At 52.0% G+C, this 10,688-nt stretch carries 14 protein-coding genes; 11 read left to right on the plus strand and 3 right to left on the minus strand.

What is annotated here, in order from left to right:
* Positions 1 to 31 precede the first annotated feature (31 nt).
* From ACLQMU_RS05260 to ACLQMU_RS05300, 9 genes are all read left to right on the plus strand, one after another.
* Positions 32 to 1,432 carry an MFS transporter gene (locus ACLQMU_RS05260; RefSeq protein ID WP_443673593.1) on the plus strand — a complete coding sequence of 467 codons (1,401 nt, stop codon included), beginning with the start codon at positions 32 to 34 and terminating at the stop codon, positions 1,430 to 1,432.
* A 196-nt stretch (positions 1,433 to 1,628) separates the two neighbouring features.
* On the plus strand, positions 1,629 to 1,850 hold the full coding sequence (locus ACLQMU_RS05265) for a type II toxin-antitoxin system HicA family toxin (RefSeq protein WP_443673594.1): 222 nt from the start codon (positions 1,629 to 1,631) through the stop codon (positions 1,848 to 1,850).
* A 10-nt stretch (positions 1,851 to 1,860) separates the two neighbouring features.
* Positions 1,861 to 2,088: a type II toxin-antitoxin system HicB family antitoxin gene (locus tag ACLQMU_RS05270; protein WP_422149370.1), complete on the plus strand. Its 228-nt coding sequence runs from the start codon at positions 1,861 to 1,863 to the stop codon at positions 2,086 to 2,088.
* Positions 2,089 to 2,131: 43 nt separating this feature from the next.
* On the plus strand, positions 2,132 to 2,476 hold the full coding sequence (locus tag ACLQMU_RS05275) for a hypothetical protein (protein ID WP_422149369.1): 345 nt from the start codon (positions 2,132 to 2,134) through the stop codon (positions 2,474 to 2,476).
* On the plus strand, positions 2,473 to 2,733 hold the full coding sequence (locus ACLQMU_RS05280) for a type II toxin-antitoxin system RelE family toxin (RefSeq protein WP_443673595.1): 261 nt from the start codon (positions 2,473 to 2,475) through the stop codon (positions 2,731 to 2,733). The genes ACLQMU_RS05275 and ACLQMU_RS05280 overlap by 4 nt, the downstream gene beginning before the upstream one ends.
* A 340-nt stretch (positions 2,734 to 3,073) precedes the next feature.
* Entirely contained in the window at positions 3,074 to 3,538 is a 465-nt protein-coding gene (locus ACLQMU_RS05285) for a ribonuclease HI family protein (protein WP_443673596.1), read from the plus strand.
* A 1,095-nt stretch (positions 3,539 to 4,633) separates the two neighbouring features.
* A complete protein-coding gene (locus ACLQMU_RS05290) occupies positions 4,634 to 4,879 on the plus strand; it encodes a helix-turn-helix domain-containing protein (protein ID WP_424040068.1) in 246 nt (81 codons plus the stop codon).
* Positions 4,880 to 5,287: 408 nt separating this feature from the next.
* Entirely contained in the window at positions 5,288 to 5,608 is a 321-nt protein-coding gene (locus ACLQMU_RS05295) for a nucleotidyltransferase family protein (RefSeq protein WP_422150660.1), read from the plus strand.
* Positions 5,601 to 5,963, plus strand: coding sequence for a HEPN domain-containing protein (locus ACLQMU_RS05300; RefSeq protein ID WP_422150661.1), 363 nt, complete (start codon positions 5,601 to 5,603; stop codon positions 5,961 to 5,963). Before ACLQMU_RS05295 ends, ACLQMU_RS05300 begins: the two co-directional genes overlap by 8 nt.
* 170 nt (positions 5,964 to 6,133) lie before the next feature.
* Here the strand turns inward: ACLQMU_RS05300 and ACLQMU_RS05305 are convergent, their stop codons facing one another.
* Positions 6,134 to 7,567, minus strand: a complete 1,434-nt coding sequence (locus ACLQMU_RS05305) for a DUF1254 domain-containing protein (RefSeq protein ID WP_424040065.1) — start codon at positions 7,565 to 7,567, stop codon at positions 6,134 to 6,136.
* 131 nt (positions 7,568 to 7,698) lie between these two features.
* A complete protein-coding gene (locus tag ACLQMU_RS05310) occupies positions 7,699 to 8,679 on the minus strand; it encodes a phosphatase PAP2 family protein (protein WP_422149107.1) in 981 nt (326 codons plus the stop codon).
* A 913-nt stretch (positions 8,680 to 9,592) separates the two neighbouring features.
* Between ACLQMU_RS05310 and ACLQMU_RS05315 the strand changes: the two genes are divergently transcribed.
* Entirely contained in the window at positions 9,593 to 9,937 is a 345-nt protein-coding gene (locus ACLQMU_RS05315) for a DUF2683 family protein (RefSeq protein ID WP_424039855.1), read from the plus strand.
* Positions 9,934 to 10,194, plus strand: coding sequence for a type II toxin-antitoxin system RelE family toxin (locus ACLQMU_RS05320; RefSeq protein ID WP_424039853.1), 261 nt, complete (start codon positions 9,934 to 9,936; stop codon positions 10,192 to 10,194). Before ACLQMU_RS05315 ends, ACLQMU_RS05320 begins: the two co-directional genes overlap by 4 nt.
* 188 nt (positions 10,195 to 10,382) lie before the next feature.
* Here ACLQMU_RS05320 and ACLQMU_RS05325 read toward each other — a convergent pair.
* Positions 10,383 to 10,688, minus strand: a 306-nt coding sequence (locus ACLQMU_RS05325; RefSeq protein WP_443673597.1) for a helix-turn-helix domain-containing protein, incomplete at its 5' end; no start/stop codon positions are given.

Genomic DNA, 10,688 nt, shown 5'->3' on the forward strand with positions numbered 1-10,688 from the left:
AAAATTATCCGCCAATTTCCGGAGAGCAAGAATGAATGAATCCAACTCACCACAACCCACCGAAAGCAAAAAAGCGTTCGATTGGCGTTTTGTAACACCCCTGTATATCGGCTCCGCACTAAATCCTGTCAACAGTTCATTCATTGCCACTGCATTGGTCCCAATTGCAGCGGCCATCAACGTTCCGGTCGGACAGACTGCTGTCCTGGTCGCGGCACTCTATATGGCCTGTATCGTTGCCCAGCCGGCAGCCGGAAAATTATCGGAGGCATTTGGGCCACGGCGGGTGTTCCTTGCAGGTATTCTCGCAGTACTGGCCGGGGGAGTGCTGGGTGGCTTAGGCCATGACCTCGCAACGTTGATCGTATCACGTGTCCTGATTGGTGTGGGCACCTCGACCGGATATCCTTCGGCAATGCTTTTGATCCGACAGCGGGCCGAATCGGCCGGGCTGACCGAGCCCCCGGGAGGAGTGCTTGGCGGCCTTGTGATTGCGGGAATGGCGACTGCGGTTATAGGTCTGCCCATTGGCGGATTCCTCGTCGCCGCCTGGGGCTGGCAGAGCGTGTTTTTTATTAACGTCCCGCTGGCTCTCGTGGCGCTCATTATGGCTGTGTCCTGGATCCCCCGGGACCCTCCATTCAGGAGTACAAAGACGCTCCGTGATCTGGCAGCCCGCATTGATCTGGCCGGCATCACGGTCTTTAGCGGCGCGATGATTGCCCTCCTGGTCTTTCTCATGTCACTACCAGATCCGGATTGGGTTGTGTTAGGCGTAGTTATTCTGCTCGGTTTGGCCTTTGTCTGGTGGGAAGGACATGTGAGCCAGCCTTTTATTGATCTCCATCTGTTGGCAACGAACCGGCCATTGATACTCACCTATGTGCGCTTTGCCCTTGCGATGCTGTGCGTCTACACCGTAATGTATGGTGTCACGCAATGGCTTGAGATCGACAAAAATATTTCATGTGCTGATGCAGGATTCATCATTTTGCCAATGAGTATCATATCCATTGTGCTTGCGTGGCTGGTCTCGCGGCGGAACCTCGTGCGCACTCCTCTTATTGTGTCTGCCGTTGCCTGCCTGGCAGGGTCTGCGGGTGTATTTTTATTTACCACGGCGACTCCGATAATCTGGATCGTTGTAATCACGGCGATCTTCGGGATTACCATGGGGATGTGTGCCAGTGCGAACCAGACAACCTTTTACACCCAGGTCACCGCAGATCAGATCGGTACCGCATCAGGCCTGTTCCGTACCTTTGGGTATTTTGGCTCGGTTGCATCGTCGGCCCTTATTGCGATATTCTTTAATCCGGATGTCAGTGATCAGAGCCTGCATTCAATTGCTGCAGTACTGGTAATCCTCAGCGTTGTGGGACTGCTTATTGTCATTGCCGACAGGAAAATCATGGTGCTGGCAAAAGTATAGCGGGATTAGTACCTGTATGATTTTTGAAGAATATTTTTTTCGTCCGGTAGCCCGGTAAGTGCGGAGCACCCCCCCCCATGAGCCGGGCCAACCGGGGGGTACCCCCTCCCCCTAAAATCTTGTTTCTGATAGCAATCTCCCGTAACAAAAAGATGATGAATACCCCCCACCCACTATGGATAAAGGATCGTGAACGGTGACCTCTCTTTACAACGTGAAGGGAAAAGATGCAGTCCGGGCGGCATTTGTCAACGCGGGAGGAAAAGTCCGTGCGGGAAAAGACGATCATGTGAATATCAAGATGCCGGACGGGCAGCTGATCACTATCCCCGTGTCGGGTACCGTTAAAATCGGACTCCTCAAGGCCGCCATCAGCAAGGCGGGACTGTCCGATGAGGAATTTGAAAAATTACTGTAGGGGGTACACCATGGAATATACAATTCTTATCCATAAAGCAGAAGAAGGAGGGTTCTGGGCGGAAGTTCCGGCACTCCCGGGATGTCTCTCGCAGGGTGAAACCGTGGAGGAGACGATTGCAAATACCAAAGAGGCAATCGGGCTTCACCTTGCCTGCATGAAGGAGGACAAGGAAGAGATCCCGGTCGATGACGAAGTGATCATCAGCCGTGTGCGTGTCGAGACGGTTGCAGTCTGAAAATTCTCTTGCAGAACAACACCCGAACTAATGCTAGGATACCATGCCATCTGGACGCGGGACCCGGTCGAAGGGCACAAAAGGCACAAAGAAATCCGGAATAACGTATACGTCGCCTCTTGAGGACACCGGATCCGGGGCTCCCGCCGGAGTCCCTGAATCCTCCCTGGACGCAGCCGGAAACCGGAAGATCGAGACGCTTCTGTCCGATATCGTAACACGGCTCGACCGGATCGAGGAGAAGATCGATGAGACGGTCTATCCCCCGGAATCGGCAATCAGGCTGGAATATATTCAGAAAATAAAGAGGATCCAGACAAAACCGTCAAAGGGCCGGGCAAAAACCTATGCATCGATGGACGATTTCATCGCGGCCCTTAAGCAATGACATTCAGGGTCATACCGGAACCGGATGTCGAGGCCAGTTTGAAGAAACTGGCAAAAAAGGATCCGGTCCGGTTCGAACAGGTCGCAAAGAAACTCCGTGAACTTGCCGATAACCCGGAGATGGGAAAGCCACTGAAGAACCCATTGAAAGGCAGCCGCCGGCTGCACATCGGGCATTATGTCCTCATCTACACGATCGATCTAAAAAAGCAGGTGATTGTCCTTACCGATTATGCGCGCCACGATGAGGTATACTAAAAATACCTTTTCTTTTTTTTAATTATCCCGAAAAAAACCGGTTAAAATTAATTCACGCCATCCCCCGTTCCACGTTCCCCTCGGAATTTTAGGCACCCCCCCTCCCTCAGCGGGAGGGGAAACTATTCTCAGGTCCCGGCACCGGAACGTGTGCTTCGCGTGGAGTGATCCGGATCTTTGTGTCTGCCCGCCGTAAGGTTCGTGCAAAAGATCCTGCCCGGTATAAGCAACTAAAAAAAGAAGATCCGGCTCCTTATGGAGAAAACCGGAGTCGGACTAAACCCCCGCACCCGCCACTCACAGGGCTGTGGTGAGTTCAATCCCGTCACCTTTTTCCCTCATGCTGCTATCGTTAATGGTAATGTCGGGTATTAATTCCAAAAAGTCCCCCCCTGCACCTCTTGAGGTTTATACCGATGGGGCCTCGCGGGGAAATCCCGGGCTCGCGGCATACGGGTTCATCTTCGTCAGGAATAATGACATTATCTTTGAAGAATCCAAAACGATTGGAAAGACCACAAATAATACTGCTGAATATTACGCGATCATATCTGCACTTAAAATGGCACAGGAGTTTGCCACAGAATCAATAATTGTTTATTCCGACAGTGAGCTCGTGATAAAGCAAATCAACAACCAGTACCGTATTACAAAACCCCATCTTGCCCAAATCAGGGCAGAACTTGCGATAGTAGAAAAGAATTTTACTGATATTCAGTTCCGGAATGTACCCCGGGAAAACATATTTATCCGGTGTTGCGATGAACTATGCAATCAGGTTTTAGACTCGGAAACTCAGGCATGAGCCCGGGTTTTGTCGGGCAGTTCAGCGGGATTGTCTCATCCTTAAAACAGATCTTTTTTGGAAATCCGAAAAAAAAGATTATCAAAAATATTCCTGCATCGTGGCCGCACCCTCATATGTAACTTTCCTTGAAGTGCCGCAGGATCATACGCGAGGAGTTACGGTGGTCGGTCGCTCCCATTCCCCCACCCGCTATGTACAGGATATTCGTGAATTAACCCCACTATAACCATATTAAATTCCGGACTTAACCATACTACCCTATGGACAAAGACTACCTGATCCGGCTCATCTAGGCATTCAATCCGGGCCCGTATAGGGCTCCGATTGCATCTTTCCTGTTTTGACCCTCTCCTGAAAACCCCGTAAATCGCTTCTTTCCAGTTCGTGTGGAAAATACGCCTTATAATAGCCCCGTTTGCCGAAATTCGCCCGATTTCGATGTCAGCTATAGGCCACCAAAGGCCCTGGAATCGAGGATAATTTTGACCCCTGCTTTTACCCATCTAACACTCGAAAAGGCCAAAAAAACGTGAATTTGAGGATCTTTTTTCCGGGGTGGGGGTGCCGCAGGTAAAAGACGGCTCCGCTGCCCGCCCCCCCCTCCCCCGTTCTCCGTCGTAAAATCCCTCCTTCCTCCAAAACGCTGCCAGGCCCTTACAATCAGATAAACTCCCCCGGGAAAGGCAAATCCCTGCCCCTTATCAGTTTTCGCCATCCAAATGCTGCTAATTGTTACCTCACGATCTCCGACGTAAAAAGAGTATAAACAACCTGAATTATTACCGTTTTTTCGGGAATTATTACCTCCCGGTCCGGAAAAGCAGGGAATCGGAGCCCGTAAAGGGCGTATTTTCGAAGTACTGATCCATCCAAAAAAACGGTGTCTGGTGAAATCCTGCCGGAGCGACTTTTGTTCCCGATGGGAACAAGAATATTCAGCCGGGGGATTGCTCCATAATTGTATCACATATTCAGGATGACGAACACCAGGCACCATTAGGGATATCGACGGGGGAGGGGATAAAATTTGTTACACATCTATCATACATCTCCATACATATCCCATTCCTACGCTCTTTGATGTATAATCTCGTGAGTTTTGTAACACGGGGGAGCGTGAGAAGAAAAGTTATCAAGGGTCTTCTCCGGCCAAATACCCCGACAGAACTTGCGAAGAATCTGGGTGTCGCACGAGCCGCGGTAAGCCGGACAATCCAGGCACTCGAAAAAGTCGGGCTCGTGGAATGCCTGACACCGGAAGAAAACCGGGACCGGTATTACCGGGTAACCGAGACCGGGAAAAAGGTTGTCGAGACTATCGAGGGTCTGGGACCATAATTTTTTCCGGGCTTTCCTTTTGCTCTTTTAGGGTCTCGCCGGGCCGGCCGCTCGCATGGGATTTTTTTTGGATCCCGCTTCAACATCTGATGATTCCTGCGGCCCGTTTCTTCCCTTTCCGACCTGCTTGTTTTTATTCATAAAGAAGATAGAAGAGGAGTGAGTTGAATGGGATGGAGACAGAAATATCTGAGCAGGGCACGTGCCTGTCCGGGCGCCTCACCTCAGGATCCGCCATGTCTGCTTCCCGTCTGAGCGGCGGCGGCACTCCTCGCTCGTGGGGGTGTGTGGGCGACAGCCCCCACTTTGATGATCTATAAGGAGTCCCCTACCCCCCCTCTTTTTTTCGGAGGGGATCATTCCCTCCCGCAAGTATTTATGGTGAATGGCGAAGGATCATATACGAAGATGCCCCTCCAGGAACGGTACGACAGGGTCATCCGGCAGTTTGTCCGGATCGCAAAGGAGCGTTACTCCTCTCATATTGGTCAAATCATCCTGTACGGGTCGGTGGCACGGGGCGATGCGAATGCAGAATCCGACATCGATCTCCTCGTACTCTGGAATGGCGATGAACAGGAAGGGTGGCGGGCAATGACCGGGCTCGCCTTCGATGTGATGGTGGATACGGGAGAGTATCTGTCGGTTAAGGTACTGAACGCACAATTGTCCGGCAGTCTCTCCCCTTTTTTACAAAATGTCAGAAAAGAGGGGATCACGGTTGCCTGACCGGGATCTCCTGCTTGCCGCAGAAACCCTTAGTGCCGCAGAATACCTGCTCAAAGGCGGTTATTATAACGATGCCGTGAGCCGGGCATATTACGCGATGTTCTATGCGGCCCGGGCTCTGCTGTCGACACGGGATCTCCACCCGAAAGGCCACAAGGGGCTCATCCTCCAGTTCGGGCTCGAATTCATTAAAAACGGGGTCATCGAAGATACATACGGCCGGGCCCTTTCCCATGCGAAAGAACGCCGGGAAACCGTGGATTATAATATCGAAGCCGCGATGACACCCGAAGAAGCGGAGTCTATTGTAGCGGATGCCCGGGAATTTATCGAAAGGATACAACGGGTATTTTAGCGATTCCTCCCCCTCCTCGCTTTGCTCGGAGTCGCTCGGGCGCCTCGTCGGGCCCTCACTGGGCAAGTGCAGTTTCACCCATTCTGATCCGCTGCGGGTGCATCCCGTCGGGGGCGGCGACACTCCTTCCCTGTGGAGATGTGGGGCAGTCAGCCCCCCTCTATCCCCAGTCACGGCACTGCGGTGATTGCCGGCGGCTGCCAGCCCGTGCCATTGAGAATGCCGGGGATCTCTGCCGTTTCAGGAGCATCAAGTCGCCACATAATCTCGAATCCCTGTCCCTTCGCGGTCGGCAGCCAGTTGTTTACCTGGGCCGGGTCCGAAGGTGACGTGGACTGCAGGTAGAGGTCCACCGAGCCATCGGCGTTGTATGCGAGCTGCGACGTGTCGCCGATCTCATACCGGTTGATCGAATTGGGGATCATTGTCCCATTCAGGGTGTAGGCGGTGATCGACCAGGTCTGGTTCACCGGAGGAGCAGACGCCATGTGCAGGACGTAATTAGTCGATCCGCTGAGCGGGTTTTTGCCGGGATCTGCCCAGCTCATGGCATAAATCGTCTGTTCGGAGGTAACTGCACCCAGGCCAACCTGACTTATGACAGCACGCAGGGGGTAGTTCGTCCCATACTGCCCGAAGCCTCCCAGGAGATAACCGTTGTGCTGGTCAAAACTTTCAAGGTACAGGGCCATGGTGTCGTTCCTGATCTGCGCCGGACCGGCGGCTACGGCGTCATTTAGCCCCCTGAGGGTATCTTTGCTCAGGCCCGGGTTATGCGAGGGTTCCATCCCGGGCCCGATCCCAACCTCCGCGAACCGGGCGAGCTCGGGCTGGTCGGCTACTGGCGGTGGAAACAGCGCAAGCTGTTGTCCGAGCATATCGTAGAATGCGAGCCCGCCGGGTATTTGATAAGTCCGGGGGGTCGCATTGGGATTCATCGGATTGTTCTGCCGGTAGTTCGTCCCGTACTGGCTCAATGGCGTCAGGGTGTAGCCATCCTGGATGCGGGTAACATTTGCAATGTCGTAACTGCCTTTCAGCTGGGTTACCCCTATGATCCAGATGCGGTTGTAGTCGACATCGATACGGTGGGTCCCCGCAGGGATGGGCACAGTATACTGGCCGGGGCCGGCAATTACGTAATCGCCCGGCGGGGTCTGGTTGACGCTGCCGAGGTTTGCGATGTTGTTGGTGTAGGGGTCGATAAAGGAGAAGACGAAGAAGTGGTCTTTTACCTCCGGCACATGGAGGACTTGTGGCTCTTTGCTCAGATCGAGCCATGCGATCGATGATAGGCTGGTCGGGCTCGGCGCCACAACCGCCGTGCTATCCGGGTTGTTTAGGGAGCGTACGTTGTTGAACTGGTTGACCGGACCAAACGCACCGTCCGGGACGTTGATGCTGGTCATGGTTTCAAACGTCGTGTTGGTCACGAGCAGTGGCAAACCGTAGGTGTAGGCTTCCAGTCCAATCTCGTAGCCGTTATTGTAGTCGGCTTGTGAAACGGCCGACTGGTAAACCGTTATCAGCAATGCAGCCGCGACCAGCAGCATCGCACAGATAACGACAAGCATACGTCTTCGCTTAATCATTCCGCCTGTCATAGGCAAAAAGTGAAATTTTGCTTTTTTTAAAGTTTTTGTTTTGGGGTTGTTTGAAGTCTGCTGGTGTCAGGATATAATCCCCATCGAAGAAAAATAATTAAGCTCCCAATGACTTTACAGAACCATTTTAATCATACACTCCCCGCGCAATTCAATTTTTTAGCAATCAGCGGGACACATGCACAAAGCCAGAAGAAAACCAAAGTCGTACCGAAAATTTCTGACACCGGAGGTAAAAAGTCAGAGAATCCTGCTATGGTAAAGAGGGATGGAACAATCATATTCACCAGGAGAACAGATAGTGTTCCTGCAATAACCACAACAATTTTTTTCATCAAATCTTTGGGGGGGTTCCATCCACCTCTGTAGGTAGTGAGGTACTCATACCCCAGAAGACTTCCTAAGAAATATCCCGTGACCCGCCAGTTTATGACAACCGGATTGATTGTTACCCCATGACTTTGTGCGACTTCCACCCAGACCGCGGGTAGCTGCCAGTTGGCAACAGAGCAATATGCGGGAATTATAAGGATGAGCGGAAGACAGGAGAGGGCAACTATTCCAAGGATACGGGCCGGCCGGGACAGGGTACCGACAAATTTCTCCACCCCGGGCATCGCAGACATATAAAGGACCAGAAGAATCAGGCCCCCGAGCAGGCCGCCCGCGATATCCCCCAGAAAATGATCTCCGGCAAAAAGCCGTGCAAGAATGACCCAGAGGGCAACAAGGATACAGAGAATGGTGATCCACCAACGCCTGACGGTTATTGCAATATATCCGTATAATGCGACAGCATTCATCGAGCCGCCTGACAGAAATCCAAAATTTGTCTCTGCCTGGTATACCTTCACCTCAGAGGAGACCCAGAAAGGTCGTGGATTGTGAAATATGAGTTTGAGGGAATAGAAGACTGATTCGCATATGCCAAACAATACCGCAATCCGTACGCCGTACTTCGGATGGAGGCCCAGATAGACAAGTGAGACTATCATCAGGTACCAGGGGAACGTATCTCCAACTGTCGCGCGTGTAATAAGCCAGGTGAGAAACGGCGATATGTTCTGTAATGCCACATTTATGCCGGGATTAAACCAAAACGAGACGTCCATAATTTTTTTACAATTCTCTATACATATAGGACTTACTTAGTTGTTTTTAAGGGAAACCTGGGGGAGGCAAAAACGAGGAAGTACAGATGGAAGCGGCATATCACAAACGCTCTTCTCTATGACCTGATTCTGACAGGCCTTACCGGTATCATGATAAATTTCACAAAAAGTGGGTGCTCTCGTCTTCGCTATCCCTGGCGTTATACTGTTAATTGCAGACAGACTTGTCGAGAACAAACATCTGGAAGAAGAGGAGCAAAAGGAAGCAAAGAAGGGATCATCTTTTGCAAGCCCCTCTTTTTGTTTCCTGGATCTTCCTGCCGCAGGGAACAGACAAAGGGGGATTTGCGCTTGCCCGGTTATCTCTCATATCCCGCCCGCGAGTCCTCCCTTCCGGGGCAGCGTCACTCCTCGCATGTTGGTGCAAAGAGTGCCCTCCCCATGATCCAATCCGGGCTCAAATTGAGCCCCGATTGGTGTCTGACGCGGTCAAAAGAAGGCCGCATCGGGCTCCGTTTAAAAACAAGCCCAAATAAGCCGTATTTTGGCAATCGGACAAAATAAAACGTCCTCATAGAAGCGTTTTACAGGCCGATCCCGGGCCCGGATGGGTTTTTGGCTGATCCCGGAAACAGTGGCCGCCAGAACGCGAATATGAGGCCGCAAAGGGCATTATATAAGGCTCAATTTGGGCGTATTTTGGCAAACGGGGGCATTATCATCATTTTATTTTCAGGATGGGAAATCGGACGGTTTTACGGGCGTATGTTTAGGGGGCTTCCCATCGTTCACCCAATCGGATGAGGATTACCATGCGGGACTTTTGGCGAAGAGGATATCCCCCGCTCATAAACCCGCCCGGCATGAAGCACAAGCCTCTTGAAGAACAACACCCGAAATAATGAAAGATATTATGCCATCTGGACGCGGGACCCGGGCGAAGGGGACAAAAGGCACAAAGAAATCCGGAATAACGTATACGTCGCCTCTGGAAGATGCCGGATCCGTGACACCCGCCGGTGTCCAAGACTCCTCCCTGGACGCAGCCGGAAACCGGAAGATCGAGACGCTTCTTACCGATATCGTAACACGGCTCGACCGGATCGAAGAGAAGATCGATGAGAATGTCTATCCTCCGGAATCTGCAATCAGGCCGGAATTCATCAGACAGGTGAAAAAAGCCGAGGCAGATATCAGAAAGGGAAAAGGAAAGACGTACGAATCGATGGGTGCTTTTATCAAGGCCATCTCTGAATGACGTACACGATTGTTGCAGATCCTGATGTTGAGGCGACATTCAGGAAGATGAAGACGAAAGATGTTGCCCGCTTTGAGCAGATAGTGAAGAAACTTCAGGAGATAGGTGAAAACCCGGAGATCGGAAAACCGCTCCGCCGGCCGATGCAGGGACGGTGGCGCATTCATATCGGGCACCATGTCCTCATCTATAAATTTGAAAAGAAGAAAGGGCTGATCACCCTGGTAAAATATGCTCATCATGATGAGGCGTACTAAAAAGTTTGCAATTTTTTATTTATCCAAATGAAAACCGGTAAAAATCAATGAGAGTCCACCCCGCCTCAGGGCCCCTCCGGGGCACGGCGGGGCGAGTGCGGTTTCCTCCCTCCTGATCCGCTGCGGGGGCGACAGCCCCCGCTTTTATGATCCAGGAGTATCCCCCCGCCGTTCACTGTCCCGGCATTCTATACATTCACCATCTGGTACAGCTGCGCAATTGCCGTCAGCGTCTTGAATCCCTTGTCCGTGATGATGTAATCCCCCCGCTCGTGCCGCTGGAGGATCATACCGGCATCGGCAAGTTTACGGATATGGAAAAGGAGGTTTCCGCCACGGAGCCCGGTCAGCTGGGAGATGTCCGAGAACGTCCGCGTCCCGGTGGAAAGTGCCTTAAGGATCTGGAACCGCGGGGGACTTGCCACGGGTTCGAGAAGATCTCTTACCACTGCATCATCGGGCACACCGGAAAAATCGGTATCGGTCTCGTTCTT

It is taken from the genome of Methanoregula sp. (assembly GCF_052325125.1).
In the GTDB taxonomy this organism is placed as follows: domain Archaea; phylum Halobacteriota; class Methanomicrobia; order Methanomicrobiales; family Methanospirillaceae; genus Methanoregula.

Coding starts and splice junctions, on each gene's coding strand:
- ACLQMU_RS05315 (WP_424039855.1), top strand. CDS start 9,593: ATGCCATCTGGACGCGGGACCCGGGCGAAGGGGACAAAAGGCACAAAG.
- ACLQMU_RS05260 (WP_443673593.1), top strand. CDS start 32: ATGAATGAATCCAACTCACCACAACCCACCGAAAGCAAAAAAGCGTTC.
- ACLQMU_RS05320 (WP_424039853.1), top strand. CDS start 9,934: ATGACGTACACGATTGTTGCAGATCCTGATGTTGAGGCGACATTCAGG.
- ACLQMU_RS05295 (WP_422150660.1), top strand. CDS start 5,288: ATGCCCCTCCAGGAACGGTACGACAGGGTCATCCGGCAGTTTGTCCGG.
- ACLQMU_RS05285 (WP_443673596.1), top strand. CDS start 3,074: ATGCTGCTATCGTTAATGGTAATGTCGGGTATTAATTCCAAAAAGTCC.
- ACLQMU_RS05270 (WP_422149370.1), top strand. CDS start 1,861: ATGGAATATACAATTCTTATCCATAAAGCAGAAGAAGGAGGGTTCTGG.
- ACLQMU_RS05280 (WP_443673595.1), top strand. CDS start 2,473: ATGACATTCAGGGTCATACCGGAACCGGATGTCGAGGCCAGTTTGAAG.
- ACLQMU_RS05310 (WP_422149107.1), bottom strand. CDS start 8,679: ATGGACGTCTCGTTTTGGTTTAATCCCGGCATAAATGTGGCATTACAG.
- ACLQMU_RS05275 (WP_422149369.1), top strand. CDS start 2,132: ATGCCATCTGGACGCGGGACCCGGTCGAAGGGCACAAAAGGCACAAAG.
- ACLQMU_RS05305 (WP_424040065.1), bottom strand. CDS start 7,567: ATGACAGGCGGAATGATTAAGCGAAGACGTATGCTTGTCGTTATCTGT.